General features: G+C 56.4%; 13 protein-coding genes. 8 read left to right on the top strand and 5 right to left on the bottom strand.

Features of this window, described 5'->3' with window-relative positions:
* Positions 1 to 25 precede the first annotated feature (25 nt).
* The 4 genes from GFN93_RS14325 to GFN93_RS14310 all read left to right on the top strand — a co-directional run bounded on the left by GFN93_RS14325 (position 26) and on the right by GFN93_RS14310 (position 6,435).
* Positions 26 to 1,435 carry a DUF1329 domain-containing protein gene (locus GFN93_RS14325; RefSeq protein WP_153501699.1) on the top strand — a complete coding sequence of 470 codons (1,410 nt, stop codon included), beginning with the start codon at positions 26 to 28 and terminating at the stop codon, positions 1,433 to 1,435.
* A 116-nt stretch (positions 1,436 to 1,551) separates the two neighbouring features.
* Positions 1,552 to 2,676, top strand: coding sequence for a WD40/YVTN/BNR-like repeat-containing protein (locus GFN93_RS14320; protein ID WP_153501698.1), 1,125 nt, complete (start codon positions 1,552 to 1,554; stop codon positions 2,674 to 2,676).
* 11 nt (positions 2,677 to 2,687) lie between these two features.
* On the top strand, positions 2,688 to 5,057 hold the full coding sequence (locus tag GFN93_RS14315; protein ID WP_153501697.1) for an efflux RND transporter permease subunit: 2,370 nt from the start codon (positions 2,688 to 2,690) through the stop codon (positions 5,055 to 5,057).
* A 376-nt stretch (positions 5,058 to 5,433) separates the two neighbouring features.
* Complete coding sequence (locus tag GFN93_RS14310) at positions 5,434 to 6,435, top strand: quinone-dependent dihydroorotate dehydrogenase (RefSeq protein WP_153501696.1); 1,002 nt, start codon at positions 5,434 to 5,436, stop codon at positions 6,433 to 6,435.
* Positions 6,436 to 6,682: 247 nt separating this feature from the next.
* Here GFN93_RS14310 and rmf read toward each other — a convergent pair whose 3' ends face one another.
* A complete protein-coding gene (rmf, locus tag GFN93_RS14305) occupies positions 6,683 to 6,889 on the bottom strand; it encodes a ribosome modulation factor (protein ID WP_153501695.1) in 207 nt (68 codons plus the stop codon).
* Positions 6,890 to 7,165: 276 nt separating this feature from the next.
* On the opposite strand from rmf, the gene rlmKL reads away from it, so the two are divergent.
* The 3 genes from rlmKL to GFN93_RS14290 all read left to right on the top strand — a co-directional run bounded on the left by rlmKL (position 7,166) and on the right by GFN93_RS14290 (position 10,131).
* Positions 7,166 to 9,280 (top strand): bifunctional 23S rRNA (guanine(2069)-N(7))-methyltransferase RlmK/23S rRNA (guanine(2445)-N(2))-methyltransferase RlmL, encoded by a 2,115-nt coding sequence (gene rlmKL, locus GFN93_RS14300; protein ID WP_153501694.1) that lies wholly within the window; start codon positions 7,166 to 7,168, stop codon positions 9,278 to 9,280.
* Positions 9,277 to 9,519 (top strand): glutaredoxin family protein, encoded by a 243-nt coding sequence (locus GFN93_RS14295; RefSeq protein ID WP_153501693.1) that lies wholly within the window; start codon positions 9,277 to 9,279, stop codon positions 9,517 to 9,519. The genes rlmKL and GFN93_RS14295 overlap by 4 nt, the downstream gene beginning before the upstream one ends.
* A 303-nt stretch (positions 9,520 to 9,822) precedes the next feature.
* Positions 9,823 to 10,131, top strand: coding sequence for a DUF6482 family protein (locus tag GFN93_RS14290; RefSeq protein WP_153501692.1), 309 nt, complete (start codon positions 9,823 to 9,825; stop codon positions 10,129 to 10,131).
* A 138-nt stretch (positions 10,132 to 10,269) separates the two neighbouring features.
* On the opposite strand, the gene GFN93_RS14285 is transcribed toward GFN93_RS14290, so the two are convergent.
* Genes GFN93_RS14285 through lexA form a run of 3 tightly spaced genes read right to left on the bottom strand, consistent with a single transcriptional unit; the run spans position 10,270 to position 12,116 of the window.
* Complete coding sequence (locus GFN93_RS14285) at positions 10,270 to 11,103, bottom strand: TatD family hydrolase (protein ID WP_153501691.1); 834 nt, start codon at positions 11,101 to 11,103, stop codon at positions 10,270 to 10,272.
* The gene (locus tag GFN93_RS14280) at positions 11,054 to 11,470 is read right to left on the bottom strand and encodes a DUF1499 domain-containing protein (protein WP_153501690.1); all 417 of its coding nucleotides are present in this window, start codon (positions 11,468 to 11,470) and stop codon (positions 11,054 to 11,056) included. Before GFN93_RS14280 ends, GFN93_RS14285 begins: the two co-directional genes overlap by 50 nt.
* A 31-nt stretch (positions 11,471 to 11,501) precedes the next feature.
* The gene (gene lexA / locus GFN93_RS14275) at positions 11,502 to 12,116 is read right to left on the bottom strand and encodes a transcriptional repressor LexA (RefSeq protein ID WP_153501689.1); all 615 of its coding nucleotides are present in this window, start codon (positions 12,114 to 12,116) and stop codon (positions 11,502 to 11,504) included.
* Positions 12,117 to 12,430: 314 nt separating this feature from the next.
* Here lexA and GFN93_RS14270 point away from each other — a divergent pair, with 314 nt between their 5' ends.
* Entirely contained in the window at positions 12,431 to 13,081 is a 651-nt protein-coding gene (locus tag GFN93_RS14270; protein ID WP_153501688.1) for a cyclic nucleotide-binding domain-containing protein, read from the top strand.
* 154 nt (positions 13,082 to 13,235) lie between these two features.
* Here GFN93_RS14270 and GFN93_RS14265 read toward each other — a convergent pair whose 3' ends face one another.
* A complete protein-coding gene (locus GFN93_RS14265; protein WP_153501687.1) occupies positions 13,236 to 13,694 on the bottom strand; it encodes a universal stress protein in 459 nt (152 codons plus the stop codon).
* Between the last annotated feature and the right edge of the window lie 257 nt (positions 13,695 to 13,951).

The following is a 13,951-nucleotide window of genomic DNA, read 5'->3' as shown; positions in this document are numbered from 1 at the left end:
GGCCCGGTTTATCGGAGAGCTAATCATGTTGAAGAAATTGACCGCAATGGGTAGCGCACTGGCGCTGTCCTTGAGTGTGGCGGCCACTGTGCAAGCGGCTGTTCCCGCTTCCGAAGCTGCCAAGTTGGGCTCAAGCCTGACGCCATTTGGTGCCGAGGTTAAAGGTAATGGCAAAGCCACTTCCACCGGGCTGGGTATTCCGGACTGGACAGGTGGTATCCAGCGCAAGGATATCCCCAAGACCTACACCCGTCCTGGCCAGCACCATCCTGACCCGTACGCCAACGAAAAGCCGGTATTCAGCATCACTGCCCAGAACCTGGGTCAGTATGCAGAAAAGGTACCTGCTGGCGTGCAAGCCATGCTCAAGACCTACCCGGATACCTTCAAGCTGAATGTGTACCCGAGTCATCGTTCCACTTCTGCGCCGCAGTGGGTCTACGACAACACCAAGAAGAACGCGAGCAAGGCCAAGCTGGGTGAAACCGGTGTAGACCAGGCTTTTGGTGGTATTCCATTCCCGATCCTCAGCGGTAGCAACGAAGAAATGGCACTCCAGGCGATCTGGAACCATATTCTCCGCTGGCGGGGTCTGTATGTGGTCCGTCGTGCATCCGAAGTGGCTGTTCAGCGCAGCGGTGCCTATTCACTGATCACTTCCCAGCAGGAAATCTATTTCCGCTACTACGATCCCAAGTACAGCTTCGACACTCTGGACAACGTGATCTTCTATTACCTGTCCTTCACCAAGGCGCCGGCGCGTCTGGCGGGTGGTGCAGTACTGGTTCATGAGATGCTGGATCAGAAGCAAATGCCGCGTCAGGCCTGGGGCTACAATGCCGGTCAGCGCCGTGTACGTCGTGCGCCGAACCTGGCTTACGATACTCCGATTGCGGCTGCAGATGGCCTGCGTACTGCGGATGACACCGATATGTATAACGGTGCGCCCGATAAGTACAACTGGAAGCTGGTGCATGCCAAGCCGGTTGAAATGTTCATCCCGTACAACAACTACAAGATGGATAACCCGGATGTCAGCTACGAGACCCTGCTGCAGAAAGGTCACGTGAACGCTGATTACCAGCGCTGGGAACTGCATCGTGTGTGGGTGGTGGAAGCCAACCTGAAGGACGGTGAGCGTCACATCTACCAGAAGCGTCGCTTCTACATCGATGCTGACTCCTGGCAGATTGCCGCCATCGACCAGTACGACCGTCGTGGTGAACTGTGGCGTGTCAGCCTGGCCTTCATCAAGAACTACTATGAAGTGCCGACCCAGTGGACTGCTCTGGATGTGTTCCATGATCTGCGTGCCCAGCGTTACCACGTACAGTTCCTGGATAACGAAGAGCCTTCCATCCTCGACTACAGCCAGCCGGTACCGGACGATCGTTATTTCCATCCGGCAGCCCTGCGTCGTCGCGGCCAAGGTTGATGGGAAAGACTGGTTTGCCGTTTGAACGGCTGCCATAACAAGACGGCCGGGTTCTGAGAGGTTCCCGGTCGTTTTGTACTCGGCTCATTGAGAGAGCCTCGGGAAGAGATGGGACAATGAATAAAATAACTGTTTTGGCCGTTTCGGCCGTGCTGTCTGCAACTGCGCAGGCAGAGTTTGTTGCTGGTGATTCCCCGCTGGTCAAGGCAAATACCTATCTGGATCTGGCAGATGCAGGTGGTCGTATTGTTGCCGTAGGTGATCGCGGAAAAATTCTTTACTCCGATGATGAAGGCGCGCACTGGCAAGTAGCGGCTTCACCAACGGAAGTGCTGCTCACCAGTGTGTGCTTCGCCGATGCCCGTCATGGCTGGGCAGTGGGGCACGATGCCCTGGTGCTTGGAACCACTGATGGTGGTGAGACCTGGAGTGTCCAGTACAGCGACCCTCTGGGTGGGGGCGGTAGCGTCGATGCAGCATCAGAGGGTGATGTGGGCAGTGTTGACGACCTGTCCATGGATGACATCTACGGCGATCCCTATGCTGACGATGAGTACAGCGATGATCCCTATGGGGATGACCCGTATGGCGATGACCCCTACGCCGAAGAAGGCGGTTCATCTGGCCCGGTAGACACCTCCGGTGCGCCCTTGTTGGATGTGCAGTGTGAGAGCCGGGAACGTGCAGTGGCGGTAGGGGGTTACGGCTACTATCTGGAAACCACTGACGGTGGTGCAACCTGGAGCAAGAAGCTCGACAGCCTGAAAAATGGTGATGGCTGGCATCTTTATGATCTGGCCTCTGTCACGAACACGTCCACCCGTTACCTGGTGGGTGAGAAAGGTGCCATGTTCCGCTCACTGGATCAGGGTGCCAACTGGGAGCGTCTGAAGAGCCCCTACAGTGGTACCTTTTTTGGTGCCACAACACTCTCTGATGCGAAAGCGCTTGTCTATGGCTTGCAGGGCAACATCTGGCTGACGGGCAACCGTGGTGTCAGCTGGAGCCAAGTGGCCAGTGGCTTGACCCGTGGTATTAACGATGGCGCAGTCCTTGCCGACGGCACCGTTGTATTGGTCACCAATGCCGGAGGCATTCTTACCAGCCATGATGGTGGCAAGAGCTTTTCTCTGCGATTCCTGCCGGACCGTGAATCCATCTCCGCCGTTCTGCCCCGTGAAAAGGGTGGCATCCTGATCGCGGGTCAGGGTGGTGTGCGTGTGATTGAAGACGTGAAATAAAGGGGCTCAGCATGTCAGGTAGCATTTCTCAAAATATCGCCGGCGCGCTGTTTAACGCGCGCAAGGTCGTGCTGATCCTCTTTGTAGCGTTGACTGCACTGCTGGGTTATCAGGCGTCCAAGATTCAACTGAACACGGATATCAGCAAGATGGTCCCGCTCGGCCATCCCTATATCCAGAACTACTTTGAACACAAGAATGATCTCAACCTGGGCAACGATATTCGCCTGATTGTGGCGGAAACCCAGGGTGATGATATCTTCAACGAAGATTACATGACTGCCCTGAAAGAGATCACCGACGCGGTGTTTGCTTTGGATGGGGTGGATCCCAGCAAGATCAGTTCCCTGTGGACCAGTAATGTCCGCTGGAACGAAGTGACCGAGCAGGGTTTCCAGGGCGGCGAAGTGATTCCTGCCGGCTATGACGGTTCGGCTCAAAGCCTGGATCAGCTGCGCACCAATGTCCTGCGCTCCGGCCAGGTGGGTCGTCTGGTGGCCGATAATTTCCAGTCCAGTGTCGTGCATGCTCACCTTCTGGATGCTCTGGGTGAAGATGGCGTTGATATTCCTGCGCTGTCGGCCAGCCTTGAGGAAATTCGCAACACCTATCAGGAAAAATACCCCAACGTGCGTGTTCATATTGTCGGTCTGGCCAAGAAAGCCGGCGATGTGATGTCCGCAGCTCAGGAAGTGGCGATGTTCTTCTTCCTGACCCTGGGTCTGATTGCCGTGTTGCTGCTGCTTGATACCCGCTGCATTCGCAGTGCCCTGACCGTGTCCATCTGCTCCTTTGTGGCGGTGATCTGGCAGCTGGGTATTGTCAGCACGCTGGGTTTCACCATTGATCCTTACTCCATGCTGGTGCCGTTCCTGGTATTTGCCATTGCGGTGTCTCATGGTGTGCAGATCGTTAATACGCTGGCCAACTACGTCTCTTCCGGCCTGTCGTCACTGGATGCCTCCAAGTCCACGCTACAGGCACTGGTCGTGCCGGGTATGGTGGCTCTGGTGTCTGACGCCATCGGTTTCCTGACCCTGTACATGATCGATATCGGTGTCATCCGAGAGCTGGCCATGGCGGCGAGTATTGGTGTGGCCGTGATCATCATCACCAACCTGATCGTAGTACCTGTGGTGCTGTCCTACCTGGGGGTGGGTGCGGCAGCAGTGCGCAAGATTCAGGCGGGCGATACCAAGGATCACCCTCTGGCGGGGCTGTTCGCACGCTTTACACGACCGGGTATGGCTGCAGCCTCCATTTTGCTGGCCATTGTGGGTTACGCCGGTGGTATCTACCTGAGCCAGGATCTGAAAATCGGTGACCTGGACAAGGGCGCTCCTGAGCTGTGGCCGGACCCCTGTGAAGAGATGGAGTGTCCCCGTGGTTATGAGCCGAAGGATCGGTATCGCTACAACCATGACGTGAACTTCCTGGTCTCCAACTACTCCGTGAGCGCGGATGTTCTGGTAGTGATGGGCAAGACTCCGCAAGAAGCCTGTAACACCTACCCGGCCATGCAGGCTGCGGATGACATGGCGTGGGCTCTCAAGAATGTGGACGGAGTGCAGGACGTGGCCACCATTGCCTCGGCCACCAAAATGATCGCCACCAACATGAATGAAGGCTCCATGAAGTGGGCCACCATTTCCCGCGATCAGTTTGCCCTTAACAATGTCATGAGTTTCATGCCGGATAGTCTCTACAACCTGGACTGTTCCCTGACGCCGATTTATGTGTTCCTGGACGATCACAAGGCCGAAACCCTGGATCGTGTGACCAAGGCCGTGGCGGACTTCTCTGAAACCCGTAATAACCCGGACGTCATTCAGTTCAAACTGGCTTCGGGTAATGCCGGTGTAGAAGCGGCGACCAACCAGACCATTGAAGCCAGCCAATACCCGATGCTTGCCCTGGTCTATGCCGTGGTGTCCATTCTGGTACTGATTGCCTTCCGCTCCATCCGGGCGGTGATCTGTATCATCGTTCCGCTGGGCCTGACCTCCATTCTCTGCCAGGCGTTGATGGCACAGATGGGGATTGGTGTGAAGGTGGCAACCCTGCCGGTGATCGCTCTTGGCGTGGGTATCGGTGTGGACTACGGCATCTATATTTACAGCAAATTGTCCGAGTACCTGAAACAGGGCATGGATCTCGAGTCAGCCTATAAGGAGACCCTCAAGACCACGGGTAAAGCGGTGGCCTTCACCGGTATCACCCTGGCCGTGGGCGTTATCTTCTGGGTATTCAGCTCCATCAAGTTCCAGGCAGACATGGGTATCCTCCTGACCTTCATGTTCCTGTGGAACATGATCGGTGCCCTCTGGTTACTCCCGGCATTGGGGCGTTTCCTGCTCAAGCCGGCCAGCGTCGCGAAATAACCGGCGCGCTGATTTCGTTGGTTGTGTGTGCAAGCCCGGTGAAAGCCGGGCTTTTTTTGTGGGCCGCTCTGCGGCCGCTGCACGCATCACCCGGCACGCAAAACCATAAATACATCGCACCCTTCTACCGTAGGAGCCTGCCTGCAGGCGATCCTGTCCCGGTCGTGGGGCAATCGACAGCAGGCCGGTTAATCGCTGCGGGCCGCACTTCGTGCGTTACTCCGCTGCGCTTCGCTCCTACGGCGTAAAAGAAAGCGGGTTTTGCGTGAAGGCTGTTGCGTGAAGCGTGCCGCGTCTCTCTGTCCGACACAAAGCATCGAAGTAGCCGTCCCCCTTGGCTATAATGCGCGCCAGCTCACCAGTTGCGGATTCCTCCATGCTGTATTCCCTTGCCCGACCCTTGTTGTTCTCCCTTTCAGCTGAACAGTCCCATGACTTGACCCTGGCCATGCTGCGCAAGCGTGCGGGCAAGCTATGGCCGGGCTGCCAGGTCTCTGCGCCGGTGAAGGTGATGGGGATTGAATTCCCTAATGCGGTAGGACTGGCCGCAGGACTGGACAAGAACGGTGATTGTATCGATGGGCTGGCGGATCTGGGCTTCGGCTTTATCGAGATCGGAACGATCACCCCGCGCCCACAGCCCGGGAACCCAAAACCCCGCTTGTTCCGGTTGCCGAAGGCCGATGCCATTATCAATCGCATGGGCTTCAATAATCTGGGCGTGGATTACCTGGTCAATGCCGTGAAGCACAGCAAGTATGAAGGCGTGCTGGGCATCAACATTGGCAAGAACAAGGACACTCCGGTTGAGAATGCAGTAGACGATTACCTGATCTGTCAGCAGAAGGTACATGCCTACGCGACCTACCTGGTGGTGAACGTCTCTTCCCCGAACACCCCAGGCCTGCGCGAGCTGCAACATGGCGATGCTCTCAATTCCCTGCTGGCAACCCTGCGTGAAGCTCAGGATCGACTGGATGAGCAGCACCGTCGCAAAGTGCCGCTGGTGATCAAGATTGCCCCGGATAATAGTGAAGCAGAGCTTCAGGCCATGGCAGAAGCCTTTGTAAAGCATGGGATTGATGGTGTTTGCGTCGGCAATACCACCTTGTCCCGTGAAGGTGTCAAAGACTTGCCCCATGGGGATGAGCAGGGTGGGCTGAGCGGGGCTCCGCTGACACCGATCGCCAACCAGGCACTGGATACCATGAGCAAGGCTCTCAATGGGCGTATCCCGATCATTGGGGTGGGCGGAATCAGCAGCGCGGAAGATGCCCTGGCCAAGAAAAAGCTGGGCGCCGACCTGGTTCAGATCTACAGCGGCCTGATCTATCAGGGGCCGGGCCTGATCAGCAAGATTGCGCGTGCCTGGAAGTAGGGAGTACAGGCTACGAGCGACACCTGATTGGATAGGGAAACCCGGACAATTTCCCGGGTTTTCGAAGAGCTGAAAAGACTTTCGGATCGTTGAGTTCGGTGGATGGTGAGCCTGATAAGCCGCTGCAGGAGATTCAACTCGTTGAACGAAGCGCTCGTTGCACTGTAGCGCCCATTAAAAAGGGCCCTGGTGGGGCCCTGTGGGTCGGCGCGCGAGCGCGTCGGCGCATTGGTGAACTTGGAATAAATTAACCGATATTTTTCAGGTTCTGAATGCTGGCGACACCCAGCATGCCTTGAGCGAGGTTGGTACGGCCCTCACGCCATCCACCCATCCAGTTGGTTCTGGCCTGGAGCGTGCCAAAGGGGCAGTCTTCACGGGATTTTCCATCGAGGCCAGCGTTGTAGCCACGGTTGTAGGCGCGGTCGTCTCTGTTTCGTTTTTGTCGCTTCATAGACGCTTTTCCCTTTCACATACATCGGTACAAAAAAGAAATAACCCCGGGCAATGCGAACAGGCCCGTTGTGTTATGGACTTCACTTCCGGGGTCGACAAAATCAGTATGGAAAACGGGTAGAGTAGTGTCGAATACCAAGTAGCAATATCGAGGCAATCCTTTAAGCATATGACGTATAAAGGACAGCCAGATGACGGTTTGTGTAACGCGCTGAAAACGTTAAAAATTTAATTTCTGTGATTGCACAAAACAGTCACTTACGAGGAACACATAATGGAATTTGTTGCCACCAGCATGCCCGGTTTGGCGCCACTGCTGGCAGACGAACTGGCCACACTGGGCATATCGGTAACGGAGACGGGCAGAGCGCATGTCGAATTCTCCGGTGGAACCGCTGATGCCCTGAAGGTATGTCTGTGGTCCCGTCTGGCGGAGCGGGTACTGTTACCGCTGGCCACACTGGGGGTGACACCGGATATCGCACCGGAAAAACTGGCGGCGAGCCAGGACTGGCTTGCCCTGGTCGGAAACGACGCGCCCATCCATGTGAATGTGGAGCATGCCGCCGGCGTGCGTGGTGACAACCGTATTAGTGCGAAACGCTTTATTCAGGCGCTTCCGCCACAATTCACCATCTCACGGGACCTGCGTGGCAGTTGCTGTATCCGCGCGCGTCTGGATCAGAATGAGGCTCACCTGTGGCTGGATCTGGCGGGGGATCCCCTGCATCGTCGCGGCTATCGTCTTGCCGGTGGCCGCGCCCCTCTGCGTGAAACCCTGGCTGCGGCCATGCTGTGGGCGGCGGGCTGGCACAAGGCCGAGCGTCCAGCCGCGATGCTGGATCCGTTCTGCGGCTCGGGCACCCTGTTGATCGAAGCGGCCTGGATGGCTGCCGGCCGCGCCCCGGGTCTGATGCGCCGTCACTACGGCTTCCAGCAGTGGCGTGGCTGCCGCCGCCAGCTTTGGGAGGCGGCCATGGAGGAAGCGGCTGCCAGTGCGGACCGCCCGGTACCGGCGCTGTCGCTGAAAGGCTTTGATGCCGATCTCAAGGCTATTCAGCTGGCCCAGCAGAATGCTGAGCGCGCTGGTGTGCGTAGCGCCATTCATTTTGAACGTCGCGAGTTGGGTGCACTGCGGGCGAGGGATGTCGCGGAGGATGGCGTCATGGTGACCAATCCGCCCTGGGGCGAACGGCTTGATGAGCAGGAGCAAGCCGGCTGGTTGCATCTGGGCCTCGGTCGTATCATGGCCCGTCTGGCGCCACACTGGCAGATTGTATTGTTGGGGGCGGATGCACAGGTGATGGACCGTTCCGGCATGCAACTGGACAGCCAGTGGCGCCTCAAGAATGGCCCCTTCAATAATTTTATTCGGCTTTACAGCCCCCGCCAGCTTCAACCGTCGCAGATCGTTCAGGTGGCAGACAGCGCCGCCTTTGATGTGCCTGAAGCGGCCATGCCACTGGTGAATCGACTCAAGAAAAACGGCAAACATCTGCGCCGCTGGCTGGAGCGGGAAGATATCCAGTGCTACCGCCTCTATGACCGGGATTTACCGGAATTCAATGTGGCGGTGGATATCTATGGTGATCAAGTACTGGTGCAGGAGTTCAAGGCGCCGAAGACCATCGATCCGGAAAAGGCTCGAGAGCGCCGCGATCTGGCGGTGACGGCGGTGCGTGCTGCGTTGGGCGTGCACCGCGAGCAGGTGCATCTGCGTACCCGTGAGCGGCAGAAGGGCAAACAGCAGTACCAGAAGCTGGACGGGCAGGGGCACTACCGGCCTGTGCGCGAGGGGCCGGCTCAGCTACTGGTAAACCTGCAGGATTATCTCGATACCGGTTTGTTCCTCGACCATCGCCCGATTCGTCTCCGGATTGCCGAAGAGGCTTCTGGCAAGCGCTTCCTGAACCTGTTTGCCTACACAGGATCCGCCACCGTACATGCGGCGGTGGCCGGTGCCAAGCGAACTGTGACTGTGGATGCGTCCAAGAAGTACCTGGAGTGGGCGGCCAGTAACCTGGCCTTGAATGGTTTCTCGACAGATCAGCACAGCCTTGAGCGTGGCGACACCATGCGTTGGCTGGATGAATGCAAGGAGCAATTCGACCTGGTGTTTTGCGATCCGCCCACGTTCTCCAATAACAAGTCACGTAGTGACTTTGTGGTGGAGGAACATCATGGGGACCTGATTCGCAAGATCATGCGTCGCCTGGAGCCAGGTGGGGTTCTCTACTTCTCCTGTAATTTCCGTCGCTTCAAACTCGATGAGTCCATCACTAAATGGTACGACGTGGAGGATCTGACCCGCTGGAGTATCCCGGAAGATTTCCGCCGTAATGACAAGGTTCACGTGCTTTACGCTATCCGTCATGTGGAGGCGTCATGACCGTTGTACTTTACACCACACTCGGTTGCCATCTATGTGAGCAGGCAAAGGACCTGCTGATGATGGTCAATCCCAATGTGGAGCTGCTGTCAGTGGATGTGGCCGAGGATGATGAGCTGATTGCGCAATATGGTGAGCGCATTCCGGTGTTGGCCCGTGATGGGCACGAACTGGCCTGGCCATTCGGCCTGCTGGATGTGCAGGCGTTTCTGCAAAAATCCGTAGGCATTTCAGGCTGAAATATGACGCAAAGACTGCTTCTGATCGTGATTAAGATCGCGCCCTTGGCAATGCACAAACGGTAGCCGTAGGAGCCTATGCTCGCATGGCGATCACCACCAGCCTGGAAACGGAGCCCGGATTCCAGAAGACAGGGTTCAGGCAGCAATAGAAAGGTTTCCCTATAGGTGCTCTGTGGCATCTGGGGTAAAACTGCTTTTCCTCGGGACAGCAATAGCACAGTCCATGTGGGTTAGGACAATGTCCGGGGGGATTGTCTTTTCATGACGCTGGATTCACGATCCTGGCGTAATCCTTGTAGCATGAAAACGATCACAGCAAACAAACTAGCCAAGCAACAGGTAGAGGAAATCGAGATCACCTCTGCCTGCCTGTCAGTGTGCACAGTGCGAGTCTGCCTCAATGGCGAGTGGTTCTGGGTGGTGGATCAGAATGGCAAGATCCAGCGCTTCAATGGCCCTGAACATGCCAACAACCTGCTCAGCCATGTTTCCACCCCCAAGGCGACTCTGCTTCATCATTCCGCCCATGCGGAAATGGTGGGGCAGCCGGAAGGGGAAGTCATACCGCCCCTGAAAGTGTCATTTAACTGGCGCAGTGACCGGGCTTGATGCTGGCTGACACAAAAAAGCGGTTCTGACTTCTACCTGTTCCCTATCCGGCCACTTTAGATTGACACCACTCTGGCTCTCCATGCCCAGCCAAGGAGCCACGGTGTGGGGTGATGAGGCTCAGGGTACTGGATAGTGTCATCCAGCTTTTCGATCCGCGAACAGGGCTTTGGCGTTATTGCTTGTCATGGCTGCCACCGCCTCGATTTCCTGGCCTCGAAGCTGGGCGATTCGCTGTCCAATCCAGGGTAGCAAGGATGGCTCATTGCGGCGTTTTTTAGGTGGTGCTTCAGGAAGATCTCTGGGCAATAAATAGGGTGCATCGGTTTCGATGAGCAGGCGGCTGTCCGGGATATTGTGGACCAGATCCGCCAGGTCCTTGCCCCGTCGCTCATCGCAAACCCAGCCAGTAATGCCAATGTGACAATCCAGGTCCAGATAGTCGAACAGTGCTGTTTTTGAACCAGTAAAGCAGTGAACCACGGCCCCGACCAAATCATCCCTAAAGGTTTTCAGGATTGGTTGGAAACGTTCATGGGCGTCGCGCTCATGAAGGAACACGGGCAACCCCGCTTCAACTGCCAGAGCGAGCTGCGCTTCAAAGGCGGTTTCCTGGTCCGGTCGGGGAGAGAAGTCCCGATTGAAATCCAGCCCCATTTCCCCCGCAGCACGTACGGCAGGATGGCGCAGCATATCGGCGAGTTCTTTTTCCAGATCCCGGGAATAGAATCGGGCACTGTGGGGGTGGAGTCCTGCAGTGGCGAACAGGTCGTCATGCTGCTCGGCCAGGGCGATGGCTTCGCGGGATTCGTCGATATGCGTGCCAGTAATCAGCTGCCAGCTGACACCGGCTAGCCTGGCCCGATCGATGACCGCATCGCGGTCATCGCGGAACTGCTTGTCTGTCAGGTTGACGCCAATATCAGCCCACTGGGCGGGCGGAAGGAGGGTCGAGCTGTGCGCTTCGGTCATTGGTTTGAATCTCGGCCAGTTTCACGCGCAGGGATTCTACCCGACGGCGGTTGGCACCTAAATCCCAGTAACCGATCCGTGACGCGGAACGTACTTCCACCACGCCATTTTCCCGGACATAGAAAGTCACATCATCAGTAAAGCGCATCACCAGGCTCTTGAAGCGGGCCTGGATACGAGATTGCCCAACCACGTCGTATTCCACCCGTGGCAGGGAGTCCAGCACGGATTGCACGCGCTGGAGACTGGACTCGCGGTTATCTGACACCTCGAGCGGAGCCACCCAGTGATCCTTGCTGCCGCTCAGGCTGGATACACAGTTGGGTGAGTTCGGGCAGGGTGCGAGCAAATTGTTTTCGTCTGACATGACACTGCTACTCATAACCAGAATGAACAAGCTAGTAAGAATTCGGATCACGGATCAACCCCACAAAAATACCTTCAATTACCAGCTGGTCGGCTGGCACCTTGATGGGCTCGTAAGCCTCATTCGCAGGAAGCAGGGTAGCACTGGACTTGTTCAGTTTTAACGTCTTGACCGTGACTTCTTCGTCAATTCTGGCCACAACAATCTCACCGCTACGGGCCACATTGGACTTGCGCACGGCGATCAGATCGCCATCGAAGATGCCGGCATCCACCATACTGTCACCCTGGACCTTGAGCAGGTACGTGGGGCGTTGTTTGAACAGGCCCTGGGGGACCGGAACGGTACGCTCCACGTTCTCGATAGCTTCGATGGGTACACCGGCGGCCACTTTACCGACAATGGGCAGCTCTTCTTCTGACCAATAGGCGTTGTCCAGCAGCTGGATACCGCGAGAGCGGTCACTGTGCAGGCGGATATACCCTTTACGCTCCAGCGCCCGGAGGTGATCAGAGGCGGCATTCTTTGACTGGAAGCCCATGATATCGGCGATTTCGGCCCGGGTAGGCGCCATTCCGGTATCTGCGATGCATTCGCGAATACAATCCAGTACCTGCTGCTGACGATCAGTGAGTTTGCTGCTCATAACCTTCTCCGTATGGTCACAGGGAAATGACGCCTGTACGGGTGCGTTATTTCCGTTGTCGGCTGTAAGTCATTGACCACAGTCGCTCATCGATTTCGATCCTAGCATGGATACTGATAATATGAACAGTGTTATTTGTCCACCTGTCCATAAGGTCAATGGCGCAGTTCCTGCGGCCTGTTTCGGGAGGCGGATAGCTCCAAAAGTGCCATTCCCGGATGAAACTGTGAATTCGGTTCTGTGGGACATTGTTCTTCACTGCGATGGCGAATAGCATTGTGGTTTTCAGTCCATCAGCGTTTGTGGGGTAACAGATGGAAAAGGCCAATAATAATGATTACGGCCAGCAACGAGTGCGTCAGCTTCTGTCCGGCGTACCCTTTTTTAATGAAATTTCTCGAGATGATGCCGAGCAGTTTGACCTGCTGGAAAGCAATACCCGGCTATGGCTGGCCGGGTCAGGCGATGATGTGATTCGCGCAGGTGATGTGGATTCCACTCTTTACTTCCTGCTGCGGGGGCAGCTTGAAGTACTGGGAGACTCTCCTTCCCACCCGCCGTTGTATTACGTCTCTCCCGGTGAAGTGTTTGGCACGCTGTCGATGTTGCTCGGCACGCCGCGCAGTGCCGATATCCGCGTTTCAGAAAATTCCCGCGAGGCGGTGATTGCCAGCCTCGATTTCAATGATTTCAGTGAAGATGACAGCCCTTACACCCTGTCTACCCGCCTTGCCTTTTATCATATGATCGTCCACCACATCCGTTGGACTCTGGAAGTGAAACGGATGGCAGATCCAGATCATGAACTGGTGCAGTCCATGCGCAAGCTGCCGGTATTCCATGGTGAAAAAGGCAGCCAGGAAGAGCTGGATGCCCTGCGAGAACAGGCCCAGGGGCTGGCTGAATTGCTGTGTCGCTGGAACGAGGAAGGGCAGGGGAATACGGGGGCGCTGCAACTCACCTAGTGAACAGTTAACAGTGAATAGTGAACAGCGACGCGATCCTGGTTTTTGATTTGATGAAAGCAATGAGGCCGCGCCCAAGGGTTGGACGCGGCCTCATACGTTTTAAAACCAGAAACCGTTGCTCGCGCAACTGTTCACTATTCACTGTTAACTATTAATTGCTTTTCTGATCGACCTTCACTGCCAGCACATCACAATGGGCGCCGGGTACCAGGCCGCGGGCGGTGGAGCCCAGCAGTAGCGCCAGGCCACTGCGCGTGTGACTGCCGACGGCAATCAAGTCAGCGCCGAGCTTGTCAGCCATGTCGAGAATGGTCTTTTCGATGGAGCCCAGTTCAACATGGATGTTGGCGTCGGCGATTCCGTACTGTGCAGCATACCGTGCTGCCATGGCCTTTGCCTGGTCCATCAGGCCGGTTTGCAGGTCGGTGACATCCATGGGGACGTCAGCCCCGTAGGCCAGCGCCAGCGGCTCAATCACGTGGATCAGGTGAAGCTCGCCTTCGTTGCCGGAAAGCACACCGGCGGCGCGCGAAAGTACCTGTGCGGACTCATCACTACCATCAATGGCGACCAGAATCTTGCGATAGGGGGTGGGCACGATCTTCTCCATGAGCGGCTTTTCCCCCGAGTATAGCGTCCTTTTAACGGCTTGCCAGAGAACAGACTCATGATTCTCTGATCGGGATCAACGCCATGTTTCATGCGGGGTGCGGCGACTTCATGGCAGGCGCCGAAAGCGCCCCATCTGTGCCCTGACTTGCTCTTGGTGCCTTCTCTGGTCTAGTACTAAAAAAGGAACGTCGGGGTAGATCCTGCTTGACCCGGCCATACTGGCGCTGTCTAAATAGCGCCCATCGCAAGCCTTAG

The sequence above is a fragment of the Alcanivorax sediminis genome (assembly GCF_009601165.1).
In the GTDB taxonomy this organism is placed as follows: domain Bacteria; phylum Pseudomonadota; class Gammaproteobacteria; order Pseudomonadales; family Alcanivoracaceae; genus Alcanivorax; species Alcanivorax sediminis.
The sequence above is the reverse complement of the archived record's forward strand: the minus strand, read 5'-3'. Positions and strand labels throughout refer to the sequence as shown.

Bases quoted from the DNA above. Each gene is read 5' to 3' on its own strand.
- GFN93_RS14325 (WP_153501699.1), top strand. From the start codon at position 26: ATGTTGAAGAAATTGACCGCAATGGGTAGCGCACTGGCGCTGTCCTTG.
- GFN93_RS14320 (WP_153501698.1), top strand. From the start codon at position 1,552: ATGAATAAAATAACTGTTTTGGCCGTTTCGGCCGTGCTGTCTGCAACT.
- GFN93_RS14315 (WP_153501697.1), top strand. From the start codon at position 2,688: ATGTCAGGTAGCATTTCTCAAAATATCGCCGGCGCGCTGTTTAACGCG.
- GFN93_RS14310 (WP_153501696.1), top strand. From the start codon at position 5,434: ATGCTGTATTCCCTTGCCCGACCCTTGTTGTTCTCCCTTTCAGCTGAA.
- rmf (WP_153501695.1), bottom strand. From the start codon at position 6,889: ATGAAGCGACAAAAACGAAACAGAGACGACCGCGCCTACAACCGTGGC.
- rlmKL (WP_153501694.1), top strand. From the start codon at position 7,166: ATGGAATTTGTTGCCACCAGCATGCCCGGTTTGGCGCCACTGCTGGCA.
- GFN93_RS14295 (WP_153501693.1), top strand. From the start codon at position 9,277: ATGACCGTTGTACTTTACACCACACTCGGTTGCCATCTATGTGAGCAG.
- GFN93_RS14290 (WP_153501692.1), top strand. From the start codon at position 9,823: ATGAAAACGATCACAGCAAACAAACTAGCCAAGCAACAGGTAGAGGAA.
- GFN93_RS14285 (WP_153501691.1), bottom strand. From the start codon at position 11,103: ATGACCGAAGCGCACAGCTCGACCCTCCTTCCGCCCGCCCAGTGGGCT.
- GFN93_RS14280 (WP_153501690.1), bottom strand. From the start codon at position 11,470: ATGTCAGACGAAAACAATTTGCTCGCACCCTGCCCGAACTCACCCAAC.
- lexA (WP_153501689.1), bottom strand. From the start codon at position 12,116: ATGAGCAGCAAACTCACTGATCGTCAGCAGCAGGTACTGGATTGTATT.
- GFN93_RS14270 (WP_153501688.1), top strand. From the start codon at position 12,431: ATGGAAAAGGCCAATAATAATGATTACGGCCAGCAACGAGTGCGTCAG.
- GFN93_RS14265 (WP_153501687.1), bottom strand. From the start codon at position 13,694: ATGGAGAAGATCGTGCCCACCCCCTATCGCAAGATTCTGGTCGCCATT.